The sequence below is a fragment of the Ruegeria sp. CRTD044 genome (assembly GCF_059613485.1).
The window spans coordinates 176,895-196,954 of the sequence record NZ_JBXWSP010000016.1; the positions used below are offsets into that span (position 1 = coordinate 176,895).

Here is a 20,060-nt window from a genome sequence, read left to right on the forward strand (position 1 = left end):
AAACACTGATCCATGAACCGCTTGCATCGCGGGCCTTCATCAGCCAAGAACAAGGGCAACGACGCAGTCAGGAGGCCGCGATGGCGTTGCCGGTTCGGGATCAATTCAGATATTGGGGCATCGCCGCTGCGATATTCATATTGCTGTTGTGGCTGCTGGGCGACGTTCTGCTGCCATTCGTGATCGGCGGCGCAGTGGCCTATTTCCTGGATCCCGTAGCCGACCGACTGGAGAACATGGGGCTTTCCCGCGCGGCTGCGACGGCGATCATTACCGTCTTCAGCATTCTTGCCTTTGCCTTGATGATCCTGATGGTGGTTCCGGCCCTGATCACTCAGCTGATCGATCTGGTGGACGTACTGCCCAGCCTGTTCCAGGAAATGCGAGCCTTCGTCGAGCGGCAATTCCCGTCGCTGCTGGACCGGGAATCGAACACCCACCAGTTCCTTCTTTCAATGGGCGACACCCTGAAGGGCAAAACAGGCGACATCCTCGAAACGGTCATGGCCTCGGTCGGGTCAGCGGTGAACATCGTGGTCCTTCTGGTGATAGTTCCCGTCGTAACCGTCTACCTTTTGCTGGACTGGGACCGGATGATCGCCCGGATCAACGATCTGCTGCCCCGGGACCATGCACCGACGATCCGCAAACTGGCGGCCGATATTGACGCTGTGCTTGCCTCGTTCGTGCGCGGCATGGGTACGGTTTGCCTTATCCTGGGCACCTACTATGCAGTTGCCTTGATGATCGTCGGCCTACAATTCGGCCTGGTGGTCGGTTTCATCGCCGGGTTGGTCACCTTCATTCCTTATCTGGGCGCATTGATCGGCGGCACGCTGGCTATCGGCCTGGCGCTGTTCCAATTCTGGGGTGACTGGGCTTCGATCGGGCTGGTGGCCGGGATATTCGCCATCGGCCAGGTCGTCGAAGGCAATTTCCTGACCCCCAAGCTGGTTGGTGACTCGGTCGGGCTTCACCCGGTCTGGTTGCTTCTGGCCTTGTCCGTCTTTGGCGCGCTGTTCGGGTTTGTCGGCATGCTGATCGCCGTTCCGGTCGCTGCGGCCTTGGGCGTGCTTGCACGTTTCGGAACTTCGCAATATCTGACAAGCCGCCTGTACACGGGGCGTGACGAGCTGGATCCGGAAAGCGAGTGAATGGCCAAACAGCTGAGCTTTGATCTTCCGGCGATGACGGCGCTGGGGCGCGAGGATTTCTTCGTATCCCCCGCGAATGCGTTGGCCGTCGCGATGATTTCGCCCAATTCATGGCCGGGCAATAAGCTGGTCCTGAGCGGCCCGGCCGGATCAGGTAAAACCCATCTTGCGCATGTCTGGGCAGCCGAGACAGGCGGGCGTATCGTGCAGGCCGCTGATCTGAAACACGAAGATGTTCCCGCACTTGCGCAAGGTCCCGTGGCGGTCGAGGACATCCCCATGATCGCCGGGGATATCGAACAGCAGAAAACCCTGTTTCACCTGCACAATCTGGTTCTGGCCGAGGGGCATGCCTTGCTGATGACCGGGCGCCTTGCTCCCAAATACTGGGAACTTCCGCTAGCCGATCTGCAAAGCCGGGTCGAGGGTGCCCATCATGTGGCGCTTGATCCGCCCGATGATGCCTTGCTGTGCGCGGTTCTGGCCAAGCTGTTCGTCGACCGACAGTTGAACCCGGGGCCGGACGTCATCGCCTACCTCGTCAAGCACATGGATCGCCGGTTTGAAACCGCAGCCGACGTGGTGGCCCAACTGGATCAGGTCGCTCTGGCCGAAAAACGCGAGATCACACGGACCTTGGCCGTGCGCGTTCTGAACAACGAAATCGACACGGCGGTTTCCGGTGATTGACCCGTGGGGTCCGATTTCGCATCCTGCGCGAGGCAACGTTGGGGAGATCATGGAACAGAGCGCTGCAAGGATCCCGGACTGGGGACCATTCGGAAAACCGCTGTTCGACCATCCGGGAATCCGCGATCTCTCGCGCGTTGGCGTGGTGGATGTCGGGTCGAACTCGGTCCGGATGGTTATCTTTGACGGCGCGGCCCGGTCTCCCGCATATTTCTACAACGAAAAAGTCATGTGCGAGCTTGGCGCCGGGCTGTCGGAAACCGGCAGGCTGAACCCGCGCGGTCGCGTACGTGCGCTGGCGGCGCTGCGGCGCTTTGAACACCTGTCCCGCGATCTCGGCCTTCCCGGACTGCACGTTGTGGCCACCGCCGCCGTGCGCGAGGCGGAAGACGGTCCGGAGTTCTGTCAGGAGGTTCTGGCCGAGACAGGGCTGCATATCTCGGTCATCGACGGCGAGGAAGAGGCCCGATTGTCGGCACAGGGTGTCCTGCTGGGCTGGCCCGGCGCCTACGGCCTGATCTGCGACATCGGCGGTTCGTCCATGGAGCTGGCAGAGATCGGCGGCGGATCGGTCGGACGGTGCGTGTCCTCGTCTCTGGGGCCGCTCAAACTCCGGGATATCAAGGGCGGACGCCGCGCCCGCAAGGCCCACATCAAGGAAACACTCGAGGCGCTGCGTGACCAGATGGGGCCGCAGCGCGACCGACTGTTCCTGGTCGGCGGAAGCTGGCGAGCCTTTGCAAGGTTGGACATGCTGCGCCGCGGATATCCGCTGAACGTGCTGCACGAATACCGCATGACCACCAAGCAGGTGCGCGAAACGATCAAGTTCATCGAAAAGAGCGACCACGAACACCTGCGCTCTCAGGCCGGGGTCTCAAGCTCGCGGATGGCCCTGATTCCCTACGCCATGGACGTGCTGTCGCGGCTGATCCGCACCTTCAAACCCAAAGACATCGCAATATCCAGCTATGGTATCCGCGAGGGCCTGCTGTACGAGCAGATGCCCCAGATTCTGCGGGATTGCGACCCTTTGATCGAGGCCTGCCGGTTCTCGGAACAAAAGGACGCTCGCCTGCCCGGTTTCGGACCGCATCTTTATGATTTCGTGATGCCACTGTTCCGGTCCGCCCCTCCGGCCCGAGTTCGGCTGATCAAGGCGGCCTGCCTGCTGCACGATGTCAGCTGGCGCGCCCACCCCGATTATCGGGCCGAGGTCTGCTTCGACAATGTGACTCGCGCCAACCTGGGCGGCTTGAAACACTCGGAACGTGTGTTCATTGGACTTGCCCTGCAGCATCGGTACCGGAACAAGCGAGAGGGCAACCGGTTCGCCCCTCTGTACGAACTGCTGGACGAGCGCGACCAGAAGCAGGCCGAGATTCTGGGAAAGGCCATGCGTTTTGGCGCAATGCTCTGGATGCAGAACGACGCGGCCACCGGAAAGTTGCGGTTCTACCCCAAGAAACGCGAACTCGAGTTTTATCTGCCCAAATCGCTCAGCCCCTTGTTCAACGAAGTGGCCGAGGCAAGGTTCGAGTCACTGGCGAACGCGCTGAAATCACGCCCGATCGTTAAAATCTAGGGCTGATCTGGACGATTAGATATCCGTTGCGCCTTCGTCGTCCTCTTTGGGGGCAACCTCGTCGGGCTGGTCGGGAACGTCCGGTTTCCTGCGGATGATAATGTCGCCATTGGGCAGCATCTCGGGCGCCTCATAGGCGCTCCAATCCTTGACCTTGCCGCCGATCTCGGCAAGGGCCGGGCCCATCTCCTCGATAAAGGACTGCATGGCCGGGCCGAATTGCTCGGCAAGCCCCAGAAGGTCCTCAAGGGCGGGCTCCATTTCCTTTCGCAAGCCCTCGAAGAACAGTTCGGCCCCCTGCTCCATCAGGGACTTACCGCCTTCGTCCTGGGCCGCGGCCGGCGCGGCAATAAGGGCCGTGGCACCTATCAGCATCAATCGTCTCATGACCTGAAATATAAGGGGCGGGATCAGTTGTTGAAAGGGTCAGATGTCGATGTCCAGCGTCACCGGAAAATGATCTGATGCCGTAACCAGGGCATCGCGCAATTCCGGCACCGTCCAGCAGTGCTCGTCCCGGAACGGGTGCCAAATGCGCCAGACCGGATTGCGGACCCTCAGATCCTCGCTGATCATGATGTAGTCCAGCAGCGCCTCAAGATATTGGCCTTCCTTCGGGCGGGCAAAGCGCGCGGTCGATGGGATCCAACCCGGCCGAGGTCGAAGTGCCTGTGCGGGATGCGGATCGTACAGGCCGGTTTCCAGAAGGATTTCCACCGATGACCGCCCGAAAAGATGTTCGAATTCATCTAATCCCGGCCCGTCATTCAAGTCTCCCAGCAAGATCACCGGTTCAGCAGTGGCTATGTGCGCGCGCACACGGCGCGACAGCCAGACGGCCTGAGCCAACTGCTTGCGGCGGTTGGCGATAGAGATGCGCAAGGCTTCGTCGCGTGATTGGGCTCCGTGCGGCGCCTTGGACTTCAGATGTGCACCGATCAACCGGAACTCGAACCCGGCCCGGGTGCGGACCGCCAGTTCCATGGGTGGTTTTGAAAACCGCACCAGATCCTCGGTCGCGTCAATGTCCAGATCGATCCGAAACTCGCGGTCAAAGCGTGGAAGATCGTCGGGGTCGTGGCCGCCATCTTGCTCTCCTTTCGGGTCGTGCCGGGCGGTCAAGGCATCGGGATCATACAAGAGCGCCAGTTCCTGATGTGTATCATTGGCGAAACCCATGATCGCATTGGATGTACGCAGATCGAACGTCTCGGCGAAATGCTGCAAGGCGCGCACCGTGTTTTGCGATTTGCCCGTATTCGGCGCCTCGACGATCAGCATGGCGTCGGCGTCGACGGCCGTCAGCACCGTCGCAATGGCCTCGATCTGCTGTGCCTTGGTGACATTGTGCCGCCCCGACCAGCTGTCATCGACAACCAGTTCATCATTGCGGTCGAACAAATTTGCGAACCATTCGATGTTGTAGGTCGCCAGGCGCATCGTCTCAGACCCGCGCGCCGTTGATTTCATCCCAGGCGCGGTTGATGTCGATCATCTTTTTCTCGGCGAGCCGAATTGCTTCTTCGGGAACACCACGGGCCATCATCGCATCGGGATGTGTGTCACGTACAAGCCTGCGCCAGATTTTTCGGATCTCGGGGAGCGGAGTGTCAGGGGTCACGCCCAGAACGGTGTAAGGATCCTTGGGCGCATCCGGAACGAAGCGCGCACGCAGGGCTTTGAACTGTGCATCGGTCTGGCCGAAAATCTGCGCCACATCCTCCAGAAACTCGTTTTCGTTGGGGTGATAGAACCCATCCGCCATGGCGATATGAAACAGCCCCTCCATGAGGTCGCAAAGAGTGGTGCTGTCTTCGGCAAACATGCGCGCGATCTTGCGTGCGTATTCCTGATACCCGGCCACATCCGTCCGGGCCATGTTGAACACGCGCGCCGCGCCGGCCTCTTCCTCCGGCGGAATGCGAAACACCTCGCGAAACGCGGTCACCTCGTCCCGGGTCACCTGCCCGTCCGCCTTGGCCATCTTTGCGCCCAATGCGATGACAGCAATCGCGAAGGCCACCGAGCGTTCGGGCGGCGTGCGCAGCTTTTCGAAAACAGCCGTCAGGCTTTCACCTTTGGCAAGCGCGCTCAGCGCTTCGGATATGCGGGACCAGATCGACATGGGCGCACACTAGCGCGCCGCGTACGGACTGTCAGGTGCGACCATTCATTCCGGAGCCAGAATTTTCTGCATCAGCACAAGATCCAGCCAACGCCCCCATTTATGACCAACTTCCGGCATTCGGCCGACCGTTTCGAAACCGACCGCCGCATGAAAGGAAATCGCGCCCGGGTTCTCGGCCGAGATTCCAGCGACCAGAACATGCACGCCTTGGGATCGCGCCACCTCCTCCAAGGTTCGGATCAGCGCGCGACCCGCGCCCCGCCCCCGGCCTTCAGGAGCCAGCAGGATGGTGTGTTCCCGGCTGTGCGCATATCCGGGACCCGAGCGAAAACTGCCGTAAGTCGCATATCCCAAAACCCGGCCTTCAAGCTCGGCAACTTGGAACGCCAGCCCTCGCTCGTCGATATCCCGCGCGATTTCTTCGGGGCTTCGCTCGGTCGTGGTAAACGTGATCAGCGTCTCGCGGATGATCGTATTGGTGATCTCTGCAATTTGAGCCGCATCCAGGGGCCGAGCCGGGCGAATGATCATTCCAGCACCCGCGGTCCGTGCGGCGTTTCAAATTCAGCCCGTAGAGCTGCGGGCCCGGAATCGAAAACAACCTTGTCGAGCGGGCCGAGCAATTGCGCCAAATCCAGCGCGTCCGGGTGATAGACCGCCAACCGCCGCAGGTGGCAGCCACTGGCCCGCAGCATGCCAGCCGGATGCAAGTCACCTTGCCACTGAATCAAGGCGGGAAACAGGTTGTCGAACGGTAAGCGCCCCGATCCCGGCACCGCCATCCTCCACCGCAAGGCACCACGATCAAGGTCATGGATATCGCCTATGTCGATTGAGAAACCATCGACACAGGCCTGCAGATCCGAAACCTGACAGACCCAGTTGCTGAGCCTCGGCGATCCCGAGAAACAATCAAGATCAAACCAACGTGGCCGCCCAGGATCGGCGCCGTCCGGGTCAATTGCGATCGCTTCCAGATACAGGCCCTCGTCCAGACCCAAAAGCTTGTTGTAGGTGCCGAATTTTCCATGTTTGCCACCGGGCACCATCGGAATACCCAAGGCCTGTTCTACATGCGCGACCGCCTCGTCCAAGGTCGACGCGGCCACCGCCAGGTGATCAAGCTCCATAATTGCGCCTCCAGCGTCCAAAACCGACCTCATGCCATCGGATACCATGAAAAGCCTGACTTGGGCACTTCATCTGACACCAAACATCCCCGCGAGCGATGCCCGAGGCTGCAGGCATCGCGCACAAGGGGACAGAAAGCCCCCCAAAGTCACAGTTCAGGCGCGCGCCTCGCGGATCAGGCGCAGAATATCCTGCGCCGCCTCGGGGATGTTGGTCCCCGGCCCGAAGATGGCCTTGACCCCATGATCGTACAGGAACTGATAATCCTGCTGAGGGATGACGCCACCGCAAATCACGATGATATCCTCGGCTCCGGCTTTCTTCAGTTCTTCCACCAATTGCGGTGCCAGCGTCTTGTGGCCCGCCGCCTGGCTGGAAATGCCAACCACATGCACGTCATTGTCGATCGCGTCCTGCGCGGCCTCGGCCGGGGTCTGGAACAGCGGGCCGACGTCCACGTCGAAACCGATGTCGGCGAAGGCGGTGGCGATCACCTTGGCCCCGCGGTCGTGGCCGTCCTGACCCATCTTCACCACCAGAAGACGCGGGCGGCGGCCCTCTTCCTCGGCAAATTCCTCGATCGATTTCTGGATGGCGGCAAAGCCCTCGTCACCTTCGTAAGCTGCGCCATAGACACCAGCCAGCGTTTTCACTTCGGCCCGATGACGGCCGAATTCCTTTTCCATTGCCATGCTGATCTCTCCTACGGTTGCGCGGGCACGCGCGGCCTCGACGGCGGCTTCCAGCAGGTTGCCCCCCTCTTTCGCGCGCCGGGTCAGTTCGTCCAGCGCAGCCTGACAGGCGGCCTCGTCCCTGGTCGCGCGGATGCGTTCCAGCCGGGCGATCTGCGCCTCGCGGACAGCCTGGTTGTCGACCTCGAGGATTTCGATCGGGTCTTCCTTTTCCTTGCGGTACTTGTTGACACCAACGATTACTTCTTCGCCGCGGTCGATCATGGCCTGACGACGCGCGGCGCTTTCCTCGATCCGCAGCTTGGGCATGCCGCTGGCAACCGCCTTGGTCATGCCGCCCATCTCCTCGACCTCTTCCATCAGGGCCCAGGCTTTTTCGACCAGTTCATTGGTCAGGCTTTCCACATAGTAGGAGCCGGCCAACGGATCGACCACATCGGTAACGCCGGTTTCTTCCTGCAACACCAACTGTGTATTCCGCGCAATTCGGGCCGAGAAATCGGTGGGCAGAGCAATCGCCTCGTCCAGCGCGTTGGTATGCAGCGACTGTGTACCGCCCAGCACCGCGCTCATCGCCTCGTATGCGGTCCGGATCACGTTGTTGTAGGGGTCCTGTTCCTGCAACGACACGCCCGAAGTCTGGCAGTGGGTGCGCAGCATCTTCGAGCGGTCCGACTTGGCCCCGAATTCGGTCATCACCCGGTGCCACAGCGTACGCGCGGCGCGCAGCTTGGCGATCTCCATGAAAAAGTTCATACCTATGGCAAAGAAGAACGACAGACGGCCAGCGAACTTGTCCACGTCCATTCCCGCGTCGATGGCTGCGCGCACATATTCGCGCCCGTCGGCCAGGGTATAGGCCAGCTCCTGCACCAGGTTCGCCCCGGCCTCTTGCATGTGGTAGCCCGAGATCGAGATCGAGTTGAACTTGGGCATCTCGTTCGAGGTATATTCGATGATGTCCGAGATGATCCGCATGGAAGGCTCAGGCGGGTAGATATAGGTGTTGCGGACCATGAATTCCTTCAGAATGTCGTTCTGAATGGTGCCCGCCAGAACTGATTTTTCATGGCCCTGTTCTTCGCCGGTTACGATGAAATTGGCCAGAATCGGGATAACCGCGCCGTTCATCGTCATCGAGACCGAGACCTGATCCAGCGGGATGCCGTCGAACAGGATCTTCATGTCCTCGACGCTGTCGATGGCCACACCGGCCTTGCCCACATCACCCACCACGCGCGGGTGGTCGCTGTCATAGCCGCGGTGCGTGGCCAGATCGAACGCGACCGAAACGCCCTGCTGACCGGCCGCGAGGTTGCGGCGGTAGAAGGCATTCGATTCTTCAGCCGTGGAAAACCCCGCATACTGGCGGATGGTCCACGGACGCCCTGCATACATGGTTGCCTTCACACCGCGTGTGAAAGGCCCGAAGCCGGGCAACGACCCGATATGCGGCAGGTTCTCGATGTCGTCCTGCGTGTAAAGCGGCTTGACCTCGATCCCCTCCAGCGTCGTCTTGGAGAGGTCTTCGACAGGGCGCCCACGCAGCTCCTTTTCGGCCAGGGCGCGCCAATCCTTCGTGTTGGTCATAGCGTAATCCTCTTGTCTGTTCCCGTCGCGGGCCCGCATGGCACGCCGAGGGGCTGGGTATGTGTATGAAGGGGCCGACCAGACGCACGGCAGATCCGATCATTCATTTTTTTGATAGTCGCACGCATTTCGCCGGTCGCATTCGCGGCAACTGGGTCTATATTCAAAGGAACAGGAGACCACATGACCCGCACGCTTGCCCTTGTTTTGTCAGCTTTTTTGCCTGTGGCCGCCGTCGCCGCCGACGGTGCGGCCCCGGATGAAACCGCGTATATCCGGCCAGCCGGAGACAGCGATCTGAACGAGTTTCTGTGGACACACCGCCCCATAGTGGTGTTCGCCGATACGCCAGCCGACCCCAGATTCCAGCAACAGATCGACATGTTGCTGGAGGGCGAAGACATGATGCGTGACCGGGACGTCATCGTTCTGACCGACACCGACCCTTCGGCGCGCTCCCCGATCCGGACGCAACTGCGCCCGCGCGGGTTCGCGATGGTCTTCGTCGACAAGGACGGGGTGGTGAAACTGCGCAAACCCACGCCGTGGAGCGTGCGCGAGATCAGCCGCTCCATCGACAAGACCCCCCTGCGCGAGCGCGAAGTCCGCGAGCGGCGCTGACGACCGCAATCCGCCCGGCGGAGGGGGTCTGCCACGCCCGCCTCATCCGCACCGACGGTGCAGATGGCGGCCGAACGGGCAAAACCCACATTTTCCGGGCAGGCACACATGGGCGTTATTCGAACTCCATGATCACGTCATCGACGGCCAGGCTGTCGCCCGGACCGGCGTTGATCTTGGAGACAACGCCTCGGCGCTCGGCACGCAGGATGTTCTCCATCTTCATCGCCTCGACCGTGCACAGCGCCTGACCTTCCTGCACCTCTTGGCCGACCTCGACATCGATCTTCACGATCAGGCCCGGCATCGGGCACAGCAGCATCTTCGATGTGTCTGGCGGCAGTTTCTCGGGCATCAGCTTGGCCAGTTCGGCAGCGCGCGGCCGGCGCACATGCACCTTCATATCCGCCCCCCGGTTACGGATGCGGAACCCGCCCGAGATCTTGCCGACCTTCAGCACAAGCGGGCTTCCGTCCACGTCCAGAACCGCCAACTGGTCACCTGGCGTCCAGTCCGAGCTGACGCGCAGGGCGGCTCCGTCCTCGAACTTGACCGTGGCACCGTCGCGGTCTGCATTCACCTGCACCGCATATTCCTGCCCCTGCAGCGTGACCACCCAACGCTTGCCGACCTTGCGCTCGTGATTGTCCATCCGGCCCGACACTCGGGTGCGGCGGATCTCGGCCACCCGGTGCATCGCCGCGCACGAGGCCGCGATTCGGCGCAGGTCGCCTTCGGGCAGTTCGACACCGTTGAACCCATCGGGATATTCCTCGGCGATGAAGGCGGTGGTCATATCACCACTGACGAATTTCGGATGATCCATCACCGCCGACAGGAACGGCAGGTTGTGGCCGATGCCTTCGACCTCGAAACTGTCCAGCGCCACGCGCATCGCTTCGATCGCCTGTTCGCGGGTCGGCGCCCAGGTGCACAGCTTGGCGATCATCGGGTCGTAGTACATGCTGATCTCGCCGCCTTCATAGACGCCGGTATCGTTGCGCACGGCTGTCTCGCCACTAGGCGCATCGCCCTGCCATTTGCCGTTTTCCAGCAGCGGCCCCGCGGCCACCTCCTGCGGCGGACGATAGCGGGTCAGCCGCCCGATTGAGGGCAGGAAGTTGCGATAAGGATCCTCGGCATACAGCCGGTTCTCGATCGCCCAGCCGGTCAGCTTTACGTCGTCCTGGGTGATCGACAGAGGCTCGCCTGCGGCGACGCGGATCATCTGTTCGACCAGATCGACACCGGTGATCAGCTCGGTCACCGGGTGTTCCACCTGCAGGCGGGTGTTCATTTCCAGGAAGTAGAAATTCTTGTCGCCATCAACGATAAATTCCACGGTGCCCGCGCTGGCATAGCCCACGGCCTTGGCCAGCGCCACGGCCTGCTCGCCCATCGCGCGACGGGTTGCCTCATCCAGGAAGGGCGACGGGGCCTCTTCCACCACTTTCTGGTTGCGGCGCTGAATCGAGCATTCACGCTCGCCCAGATAGATGCCGTTGCCATGCGTGTCGCACAGAACCTGAATTTCGATGTGGCGCGGTTGCGTCACGAATTTCTCAATGAAGATCCGGTCATCCCCGAACGAATTCGCTGCCTCGTTCTTCGAGCTTTGAAAACCCTCGCGCGCCTCCTCGTCGTTCCAGGCGATGCGCATGCCTTTGCCGCCCCCGCCGGCGCTGGCCTTGATCATCACCGGATAGCCGATCTGCTGGCTAATCTTCACCGCCTCGTCCGCATCCTCGATCAGGCCCATGTATCCGGGAACGGTGCTGACATCGGCCTCCTGCGCGATCTTCTTCGAGGTGATCTTGTCACCCATGGCCTCGATCGCCCCTTTCGGGGGGCCCACGAACACGACGCCTTCGGCCTCAAGCGCTTCGGCGAATTTCGCGTTTTCGGACAGGAAACCATAGCCCGGATGCACCGCCTGCGCGCCCGTCTGGCGGATGGCGTCCATCACCTTGTCGATCACGATATAGGACTGGTTCGCCGGCGGGGGGCCGATGTGAACCGCCTCGTCGGCCATTTCCACATGCAACGCGTGCTTGTCGGCATCCGAGTAGATGGCGACAGTACCGATTCCCATTTTCCGAGCGGTCTTGATGACCCGGCAGGCAATCTCGCCTCGGTTGGCGATCAGGATCTTGTTGAACATGGAACGTCCTCTGTCTTTGTGTTCTGGACAAACGAAAACGCCGCTGCCGGGCTGATGCCCCGCAACGGCGTTCCGTCAAATGATGACCGGGACGGCGCGCGCCCCGGAAAACCGGTATCAGTTACAGTTGTTTTGCGTCTTGCAATACAGCACGTTGCCGGCCGCACCGACCGCAGCCCCAAGGATCGGGTCCGCGCTGAGAACCGCAGCCCCGACAGCCCCGACACCGCCGCCAAGCAGCGCCTGTTCGCCGGTTGAATCACCGCAGGCTGCCAACCCGCCACAGGTTGCGAGCGCAAGGAAAACTCGTGAGATTCGCATGTATACTGCCCCTTTTGGTTTCTTGTTGAGTTGAACAGCAAATGCCTGAATCGGGCTTTGTTATTCAATATCAAACGGGGTGAAACACGGCTTTGCGCAGGTTTTTGCCGCCTTGGGTCCGCAGTTCGGGCAAAGAAAAGCGCGGGCAGGTCTGTGTTGGAAACACGGTCCTGCCCGCGGAAGGAAGGGGTACGGAATAGTAGGTGCATGTGCGGCGCAGGCAAAGTCGAGCCGCACGGCCCGTTCACCTTGCACAGCAAAAATGCGGCCGCCAACGGATCAATTGCACGGCCGGAAATTCCGGCTGGAAATTGCCCATTCCCGGAAACGGCGCGCAGGTTCGTGCCGAAATAGCCCGGTTTGCAACGGGTTCCGGCACAGACTTCAGCCATCACTGGGCGCCGACTGGACCGCATATCCGGTCGCCGCCGGATCGCGCTCCAAGCAGGTGAACCCATGATATTTGGCTGAAGGCTCATGCCGAACTATGCCTCCTCACCGAAGATATCGGGGAAGGATTGCCGCGCGGTCTCAACGTCGATCATCAGCCACGCATCATAGCTGGCCGGATCGAACGGATCCTCGGCCGGCACGACCTCGCGCCCAAACAGCCAGCTGAGGCGGCCAGCGTCCAGATTCCCGCGTTCAAAAGGCTGATCCCCGAAATGCTCCCACAAAGCTTCGAGGAATGCCGTATCGGCACGCTTGTCCGCGGCTTTTCGGTCCCGATAGCGTTCACGGCGGGTCAATGGCGTCACGCCCTTGGGGTTGGCTCGGCGGATCGTGAACTGGAAGTCGGTTCCCGGCAGCCGTCCGGGAAATCCACGGTGCTTCAACATGCCGGCACCTCGTTCAAAAAACCGGTCCGCGACGGGCACCCGCGCAGGGATGAATGTGTCATGCGTATCTCCAAAGCCGCATCAGTTTCTCGGAATGCTCCGACGACATGAGATCGGGAAATCATGTTCAGAGTCCCTCCCAGATACATGCGGATTGGTCCAACCGGTAGGCTTCAAAATACTGCGTCGCGTCCGGAGACGAGTTGCCGAATTCCACCGGGCGGTCGGACAGCGAGATCACGACCCGCGCCGGGCTGAGTTGATGGTGCTCGACATAAGGAATGGCCAGAGTCTGACACAGGTGCTCCATGTCGGTCGCGGCCACGTCATAGCCGATACCGCCCACCTCATCGCCGATCTTGGGCGCGACAAACCGAAACCGCAGCCAGAGTTCGCCCGGGTTGGTATCGACCAGAACATCCTCAAGTGTCACCGGCTGGCCGGATGGAACCGGCAACAGGTTCCCGTCCTGTGCGATACCGGGCGATCCAAAACACATGAAAGCCAGAACAAGAGCGCGACCCCGGACCCGCCATAGGCAGGCTCCTCCTTCCGGGGTCGCAGGCGCCAGGATCATCTCCTGCGCTGTTCCGTATCTGGTGGCTGGGATCATGAAACGGTTTTGTGTCAGCGGTCAATCGGGAACATTCGTGGATCGAACCGGAGCAAAGCGCCCCGGCGGATTACAGCGGAATGTTGTCGTGTTTCTTCCAAGGGTTCTTCAGCTGCTTGTTGCGCAGGCTGGCAAAGGCCCGCGACACACGGCGGCGCGTCGAGTGCGGCATGATCACCTCGTCGATGAAGCCGCGTTCGGCAGCGACAAACGGGTTGGCGAACCGATCCTCATAGTCCTGAGTGTGCTTCGCGATCTTGCCCGGGTCTCCCAGATCGGCGCGGTGGATGATTTCGGTTGCGCCTTTCGCGCCCATCACCGCGATTTCGGCGGTCGGCCAGGCATAGTTGAAATCACCGCGCAGGTGCTTTGACGCCATGACGTCATAGGCGCCGCCGTAAGCCTTGCGGGTGATCACGGTCACCTTGGGCACAGTCGCTTCGCCATAAGCAAACAACAGTTTGGCGCCATGTTTGATGACACCGCCATATTCCTGGCTGGTGCCGGGCAAAAAGCCGGGAACGTCCACCAGGGTCAGGATCGGAATCTCAAAACAGTCGCAGAACCGTACAAACCGTGCGGCCTTGCGGCTGCTGTCAATGTCCAGACATCCCGCCAGAACCATCGGCTGGTTTGCCACCACGCCGACGGTCTGCCCCTCAAGCCGAATGAAGCCAGTGATGATGTTCTTCGCGAAATCCTCCTGGATTTCATAGAAATCACCCTCATCGGCTACCTTGGTGATCAGTTCTTTCATGTCGTAGGGGGTGTTGGGGTTTTCCGGGACCAGCGTGTCCAGAGAAGTCTCGATCCGCCCCGGCTCGTCAAAAAACGGGCGCACAGGCGGCTTTTCCCGGTTGTTGAGCGGCAGGAAGTCGACCAGCCGGCGCACCTCGGCCAGCGCCTCGACATCGTTCTCGAAGGCACCGTCGGCCACGCTGGACTTCTTGGTGTGGGTCGACGCACCGCCCAGCTCCTCGGCGGTGACGACCTCGTTGGTGACGGTCTTCACAACATCCGGGCCAGTCACGAACATGTACGAGGTGTCTTTGACCATGAAGATGAAGTCGGTCATCGCCGGGCTGTAGACTGCGCCACCGGCACAGGGGCCCATGATTACCGAGATCTGCGGCACCACGCCCGAGGCCATGATGTTGCGCTGGAACACCTCGGCATAGCCCGCCAGCGAGGCGACACCTTCCTGGATTCGCGCACCACCCGAGTCGTTGATGCCGATTACAGGCGCGCCGTTCTGCATGGCCATATCCATGATCTTGCAGATCTTCTGCGCATGGGTTTCCGACAGAGATCCGCCAAACACGGTAAAGTCCTGGCTGAACACATAGACCATGCGGCCGTTGATCGTGCCCCATCCGGTCACGACACCGTCGCCCGCAGGTTTCTGTTTTTCCATGCCAAAATCGGTGCAGCGATGGCTCACGAACATGTCGAACTCTTCAAAGCTGCCCTCATCGACCAGCAGCTCGATCCGCTCGCGCGCCGTCAGCTTGCCCCGCGCATGCTGCGCATCGATCCGTTTTTGCCCGCCACCCAGGCGCGCGTCCTCACGGCGGTTCTCAAGCTCGGCAAGGATGTCCTTCATCACGATTTTCCCCTGTCAAATTTGTGGCGACAATATAGATTGCTCCGCGTCACCCAAAGGCCTTTTCGGCAAATTTGCAAATTTTTGGCAATTACATTTCTGAGAATTGCAAATCAGTTAATGTTTGTGCATCGGCATGGCCTTTCCCGAATACCGGAATTATGAGTGAACCATGCAGTTCAGTTCCACGTCTACGCACCGCTCTCCACCCAAGCTGCTAACGCTTGTCCTGCTGTCGGGACTGTCGGCGCTCAGCATGAACCTGTTCCTTCCCAGCCTGCCTTTCATGGCAGCCTATTTTGAGGCCGACTACAAGGTCATGCAGCTGTCGATTGCGTTGTATCTGCTGATCAACGCCGTTCTGCAGATCCTGATCGGTCCGATCGCCGACAAGGCCGGGCGGCGGCCGGTGCTGCTGTGGGGGCTGGTGCTGTTTCTGCTGGCAACGCTGGGGTGCATCTACGCCCCAAACGTCGAGACATTTCTTGCCTTTCGCATGGGGCAGGCCGTTATCGTCGTGGGGATCGTCCTCAGCCGCGCAGCGGTGCGCGACATGTATGACCAGGATCAGGCCGCATCCATGATCGGTTATGTCACCATGGGCATGGCCGTCGTGCCGATGATCGGACCGGCCATCGGGGGTATTCTTGAGGAAAGCTTTGGCTGGAAGGCCAATTTCTGGCTGCCTTTCGGACTGGCCGCCTTCGCGCTGGCGTTGACCTATCATGATTTCGGAGAAACCTCGGCCAAGAGCGGCAAAACCCTGATCCAACAGTTTCGGGAGTATCCCGAACTGCTGACCTCTCCGCGGTTCTGGGGGTATTCGCTGTCATCCGCGTTGTCGTCTGGCGCGTTCTTCGCCTATCTGGGTGGCGCGCCTTTCATCGGCACCGAGATCTTTGGCCTGACCGCCGCCGAAGTCGGAATCTATTTCGGCGCCCCTGCTGTCGGCTACTTCTTCGGGAACTTCATCAGCGGCCGGTACTCAGTGCGCTATGGCGTGAACCGGATGGTGCGCTGGGGCTGCTGGCTGAACGCAATCGGCGTCGCGTTGTCGGCGGTCCTGTTTCTGGCCGGTTTGGGCTCGGCGCTCAGCTTTTTCGGGTTTATGACATTCGTCGGCTTGGGCAACGGCATGTCGATCCCGAATGCAACCGCCGGATCGCTGTCCGTGCGACCACATCTGGCTGCGACCGCATCCGGGCTAAGCGGCGCGATCATGCTGGGCGGCGGCGCAGCTCTCAGCGCCCTGGCCGGTGCGATGCTGACCAATGAAACCGGCGCCATGCCGCTGTTGTGGTTGATGTTGGCCACATCGGTCCTGGCCATAGTCGCGATCAGCAGCGTGATCTGGCGGGAACGTCAACTCGGCATCTAGCCATCTTGCACCCGGGACTTTGCAAAGTTAGCCTGCGCAGGCGGAATAACTGCAAAGAAAACCGATGGCCACTCAGAAACTCTACGCAGGTGCAAAGCTGCGCGAAATGCGGACGCGCCTGACGCTGACGCAAAAGGAATTTGCCGCCAAGCTCGGTGTTTCCCTGCCCTATCTGAACCAGATGGAGAACAACAACCGGCCGATCTCGACCACGGTTGTTCTGGCGCTGGCGCAGGAATTCGGCATGGATGTAACCGAGCTGAGCACCGGCGATAGCGAGCGTCTGGTCTCGGACATGCGCGAGGCGTTGGCCGATCCTGTCTTCGCGGATGCCATCCCCCCTCTGGCGGACCTGCGGCTAACGGCGTCCAATGCCCCCGCATTGGCGCGGTCCTTCATCGAGCTGCACAAAGCCTACCGCCAGACCCATGAGAGGCTCGCCTCGCTGGACGAGGCCCTCGGACGCGAGGATGCCCGCATCCAGGCCAGCCCGTGGGAAGAGGTGCGCGATTTCTTTCACTATTGCGACAACTACATTGACGCGGTCGATCGGGCCGCTGAACGGTTCGCCGCCCGCGCCGAAGGACCGGGAGGCATTCGGCAGGCAGCACTGGACAGCCTGAAGGAACGCGGGGTTCAGGTGATGTTCGAAGACATTCCGGCCCTGCGCAGCTATGACAACGCTACAAAAACATTGCGCCTGTCTTCGCGCGCAGCGCCGCAGACCCAGGTGTTTCAACTGCTGCTGCAGGTCGCGCTGATCAGCCAGGACAAACTGCTCGAGGCCACGCTGGACTTTGCCAAGTTTCAAAGCGACGAAGCCCGCTCGATCGCCAAGATCGGCCTCGCAAACTACTTCGCTGGCGCGTCACTGATGCCCTACACCGCCTTTCTGTCAGCAGCGCAGGAAGACCGGCACGATCTTGAATTGCTGAGCAACCGGTTCGGCGCTTCGATCGAACAAGTCGCCCACCGGTTGTCCACGCTGCAGCGACCGGGCGCCAAGGGCATCCCGTTCTTCTTTGTGCGGGTCGATCAGGCGGGCACGATCACCAAACGCCATTCGGCCACCCGGTTGCAATTCGCCCGGTTCGGCGGGGCCTGCCCGCTTTGGAACGTGCACCGGGCCTTTGAAACGCCTGGTCATTTCCTGCTGCAATTGGCGGAAACACCCGACGGGGTTCGGTATATCTCGATCGCGCGCGACGTTTCAAAGTCTGGCGGGTCCTTCGGTGCGCCAGTGCGCCGCTATGCCATCGCCCTCGGTTGCGAGGTCCGGCACGCCGAAGCACTGGTCTATGCCGACAATCTGGACATCAACAACACCAGCGCCTACGAACCGATCGGGATTTCCTGCCGCATCTGCGAACGCCAGACCTGCCACCAACGGTCCGTGCCACCGCTGGAGCGCCGACTGAAGATCGACGCCCATACGCGCGGCACGCTGCCCTACGAAGTCACCTGAGCTGAAAAACGGAAAGGGCAGGATCAGATCCTGCCCCCTTTTTTGGTTCACGCTTTGCTCAGGATCGACCAGATCTGATCCTTGAGCGCGGCCCGCTTTTTGCGCAGTTCGCCCTCGGCCAGGTCTTCCATCGGCTCAACATTGGTTTCCGCCCGATGCACCATACGGTTGAGTTCGTGATATTCGTCCGCAAGCCGGGCGAAATGGGCATCGGTCTGCTTGAGCTGGCTCATCAGTTCAACCTTGTCCGGGAATTCCTCGGCCAGTTCATGCGGGGTATGGGACATTCCTGCTCGCTCCTTCAGTTTGGTTTCGCACTACAGCTAGACCCTAATACCAAAGCTGACTTTGACTCGGATCAATTGAAAGGGGAATGTTTCCTTCGCGGTCGCGTTCCCCCCCCGGCAATGCCTTCAACGCTGTGCCTCAGCCCATTTGGGGTGAATCCATGGTCGGCCATTGGCCCCGGGCAGCGGGTCTTTGCCCAGCAAATGATCCGACATCTTTTCGCCCACCATGATCGACGGCGCGTTCAGGTTGCCGTTGGTGATCTGCGGGAACACCGAGCTGTCCGCCACGCGCAGCCCATCCACCCCGATGACTCGGCCCTGCGGGTCGACGACCGCGTTCGGATCGTCCGCCCGCCCCATCCGGCAGGTGCCGCAGGGATGATAGGCGCTCTCGGCATGTTCGGCGATGAACGCGTTCAGTTCTTCGTCGGTCTGCACGTCAGCGCCGGGCTGGATCTCCTTGCCCGCATAGGGCTTGAACGCGTCCTGGCCGAAAATCTCGCGGGTCAGGCGGATGCAGGTGCGGAAATCCTCCCAGTCCTGCTCGGTACTCATGTAGTTGAAGCGGATCACCGGCGCGTCCTCGGGCTTGGCAGAGCGCAGCGTCACAGCCCCGCGCGAGGGGGAGCGCATCGGCCCCACATGCGCCTGGAAGCCGTGCCCCTCGGCTGCGGCCTTGCCGTCATAGCGCACAGCGATGGGCAGGAAGTGGTACTGGATATCCGGGTACTCGACCCCCGGCTTCGATCGGATGAACGCCGCGCTTTCAAACTGGTTCGACGCGCCAAGGCCGGTCTTGGTGAACAGCCACTGCGCCCCGATCAGGCCCTTGCTGACGAGGTTCCAGTGCTTGTAGAGCGTGATCGGCTGGATCGCCGCCTGCTGGATGTAAAGTTCCAGATGGTCCTGCAGGTTCGCGCCCACACCGGGACGATCCGCGATCACCTCGATCCCATGCTCGGCCAGATGCGCCGCCGGGCCGATGCCCGAGAGCATCAGCAGCTTGGGCGAGTTGATCGACGAGGCCGCGACCACGACCTCGCGACGGGCGCGGATCACTTTCCTCTTGCCGCCACGGATCACCTCGACCCCGGTCGCGCGGCCATCCTCGATCACCACGCGGGCGGCCAGCCCCCGCACGATGTCGCAGTTCGGGCGTTTCAGCGCGGGCTTGAGATAGGCATTGGCCGCCGACCAGCGCCGTCCCTTCCAGACGGTCTGTTCCATCGGGCCAAAGCCTTCCTGCTTTTCGCCGTTATAGTCATCGGATACCTCGTAGCCGGCCTGCCGTCCGGCCTCGACAAAGGCCTTGAACAGCGGGTTCGAGCGGGGCCCGCGGGTGACGTGCAGCGGGCCGTCGGTGCCGCGCCAGGCCGGGTCGCCCCCATGACCGCCGTCGTGCCACGTCTCCATCCGTTTGAAATAGGGAAGAACGTCGGCGTAGGACCAGCCATCCGCCCCCATCTCGGCCCAGGTGTCGAAGTCCATCGCGTGACCGCGCACATAGACCATGCCGTTGATCGAGGACGATCCGCCGATCACCTTGCCGCGCGGGCAGACCAGGCGGCGGTTGTTCAGGTGCGGCTCGGGCTCGGACTGATAGCCCCAGTCATAGCGCGACATGTTCATCGGATAGCTGAGCGCCGCCGGCATCTGGATGAACGGTCCTACATCGGTACCGCCATATTCGATCACCAGCACCGAGGCGCCCGCCTCGCTGAGGCGATAGGCCATCGCACATCCGGCGGATCCGGCGCCGACGATGACGAAATCTGCTTCCATGGTCGTGTCTCCATTGG

The 20,060-nt window shown here is 61.2% G+C and carries 19 protein-coding genes; 6 read left to right on the plus strand and 13 right to left on the minus strand.

Annotation, left to right across the window (positions count from 1 at the left end; all coding sequences use genetic code 11):
- Window positions 1-80: 80 nt before the first annotated feature.
- From AC2FNL_RS13215 to AC2FNL_RS13225, 3 genes are read left to right on the plus strand one after another with little or no spacing between them, the layout of a single operon-like run.
- Window positions 81-1,154 carry an AI-2E family transporter gene (locus AC2FNL_RS13215; RefSeq protein WP_093964792.1) on the plus strand — a complete coding sequence of 358 codons (1,074 nt, stop codon included), beginning with the start codon at window positions 81-83 and terminating at the stop codon, window positions 1,152-1,154.
- Window positions 1,155-1,844: an HdaA/DnaA family protein gene (locus AC2FNL_RS13220; protein ID WP_496833922.1), complete on the plus strand. Its 690-nt coding sequence runs from the start codon at window positions 1,155-1,157 to the stop codon at window positions 1,842-1,844. It begins immediately after the preceding gene.
- Window positions 1,845-1,893: 49 nt separating this feature from the next.
- Window positions 1,894-3,429, plus strand: a complete 1,536-nt coding sequence (locus tag AC2FNL_RS13225; RefSeq protein WP_093964790.1) for a Ppx/GppA family phosphatase — start codon at window positions 1,894-1,896, stop codon at window positions 3,427-3,429.
- A 15-nt stretch (window positions 3,430-3,444) separates the two neighbouring features.
- On the opposite strand, the gene AC2FNL_RS13230 is transcribed toward AC2FNL_RS13225, so the two are convergent.
- The 6 genes from AC2FNL_RS13230 to scpA form a co-directional block, all read right to left on the minus strand.
- Complete coding sequence (locus tag AC2FNL_RS13230) at window positions 3,445-3,816, minus strand: hypothetical protein (RefSeq protein WP_093964789.1); 372 nt, start codon at window positions 3,814-3,816, stop codon at window positions 3,445-3,447.
- A gap of 39 nt (window positions 3,817-3,855) precedes the next feature.
- Window positions 3,856-4,869, minus strand: a complete 1,014-nt coding sequence (locus AC2FNL_RS13235; RefSeq protein WP_496833923.1) for an endonuclease/exonuclease/phosphatase family protein — start codon at window positions 4,867-4,869, stop codon at window positions 3,856-3,858.
- A gap of 4 nt (window positions 4,870-4,873) precedes the next feature.
- The gene (locus AC2FNL_RS13240) at window positions 4,874-5,554 is read right to left on the minus strand and encodes a molecular chaperone DjiA (protein ID WP_093964787.1); all 681 of its coding nucleotides are present in this window, start codon (window positions 5,552-5,554) and stop codon (window positions 4,874-4,876) included.
- Between the two features lie 45 nt (window positions 5,555-5,599).
- Complete coding sequence (locus AC2FNL_RS13245) at window positions 5,600-6,088, minus strand: GNAT family N-acetyltransferase (RefSeq protein WP_496833924.1); 489 nt, start codon at window positions 6,086-6,088, stop codon at window positions 5,600-5,602.
- The gene (locus AC2FNL_RS13250; RefSeq protein ID WP_496833925.1) at window positions 6,085-6,687 is read right to left on the minus strand and encodes a VOC family protein; all 603 of its coding nucleotides are present in this window, start codon (window positions 6,685-6,687) and stop codon (window positions 6,085-6,087) included. The genes AC2FNL_RS13245 and AC2FNL_RS13250 overlap by 4 nt, the downstream gene beginning before the upstream one ends.
- Window positions 6,688-6,843: 156 nt before the next feature.
- Window positions 6,844-9,009, minus strand: coding sequence for a methylmalonyl-CoA mutase (scpA, locus tag AC2FNL_RS13255; protein ID WP_496833926.1), 2,166 nt, complete (start codon window positions 9,007-9,009; stop codon window positions 6,844-6,846).
- Window positions 9,010-9,153: 144 nt separating this feature from the next.
- Between scpA and AC2FNL_RS13260 the strand changes: the two genes are divergently transcribed.
- Entirely contained in the window at window positions 9,154-9,591 is a 438-nt protein-coding gene (locus AC2FNL_RS13260) for a DUF4174 domain-containing protein (RefSeq protein ID WP_170368102.1), read from the plus strand.
- Window positions 9,592-9,706: 115 nt separating this feature from the next.
- On the opposite strand, the gene AC2FNL_RS13265 is transcribed toward AC2FNL_RS13260, so the two are convergent.
- The 5 genes from AC2FNL_RS13265 to AC2FNL_RS13285 form a co-directional block, all read right to left on the minus strand.
- Window positions 9,707-11,752, minus strand: a complete 2,046-nt coding sequence (locus tag AC2FNL_RS13265; protein WP_170585639.1) for an acetyl-CoA carboxylase biotin carboxylase subunit — start codon at window positions 11,750-11,752, stop codon at window positions 9,707-9,709.
- Between the two features lie 117 nt (window positions 11,753-11,869).
- Complete coding sequence (locus AC2FNL_RS13270; protein ID WP_093964781.1) at window positions 11,870-12,073, minus strand: hypothetical protein; 204 nt, start codon at window positions 12,071-12,073, stop codon at window positions 11,870-11,872.
- Between the two features lie 485 nt (window positions 12,074-12,558).
- A complete protein-coding gene (locus AC2FNL_RS13275) occupies window positions 12,559-12,912 on the minus strand; it encodes a hypothetical protein (protein WP_496833927.1) in 354 nt (117 codons plus the stop codon).
- A 127-nt stretch (window positions 12,913-13,039) separates the two neighbouring features.
- Window positions 13,040-13,525, minus strand: a complete 486-nt coding sequence (locus tag AC2FNL_RS13280) for a DUF6497 family protein (protein ID WP_170420355.1) — start codon at window positions 13,523-13,525, stop codon at window positions 13,040-13,042.
- A 70-nt stretch (window positions 13,526-13,595) separates the two neighbouring features.
- Window positions 13,596-15,128 (minus strand): acyl-CoA carboxylase subunit beta, encoded by a 1,533-nt coding sequence (locus AC2FNL_RS13285; protein WP_496833928.1) that lies wholly within the window; start codon window positions 15,126-15,128, stop codon window positions 13,596-13,598.
- A 172-nt stretch (window positions 15,129-15,300) separates the two neighbouring features.
- Between AC2FNL_RS13285 and AC2FNL_RS13290 the strand changes: the two genes are divergently transcribed.
- Window positions 15,301-16,506 carry a multidrug effflux MFS transporter gene (locus AC2FNL_RS13290; RefSeq protein WP_093964778.1) on the plus strand — a complete coding sequence of 402 codons (1,206 nt, stop codon included), beginning with the start codon at window positions 15,301-15,303 and terminating at the stop codon, window positions 16,504-16,506.
- 64 nt (window positions 16,507-16,570) lie between these two features.
- The gene (locus AC2FNL_RS13295; RefSeq protein ID WP_093964777.1) at window positions 16,571-17,971 is read left to right on the plus strand and encodes a helix-turn-helix domain-containing protein; all 1,401 of its coding nucleotides are present in this window, start codon (window positions 16,571-16,573) and stop codon (window positions 17,969-17,971) included.
- A 47-nt stretch (window positions 17,972-18,018) separates the two neighbouring features.
- On the opposite strand, the gene AC2FNL_RS13300 is transcribed toward AC2FNL_RS13295, so the two are convergent.
- A complete protein-coding gene (locus tag AC2FNL_RS13300; RefSeq protein WP_093964776.1) occupies window positions 18,019-18,258 on the minus strand; it encodes an HP1242/YdcH family protein in 240 nt (79 codons plus the stop codon).
- Between the two features lie 126 nt (window positions 18,259-18,384).
- Complete coding sequence (betA, locus tag AC2FNL_RS13305; protein WP_496833929.1) at window positions 18,385-20,043, minus strand: choline dehydrogenase; 1,659 nt, start codon at window positions 20,041-20,043, stop codon at window positions 18,385-18,387.
- Between the last annotated feature and the right edge of the window lie 17 nt (window positions 20,044-20,060).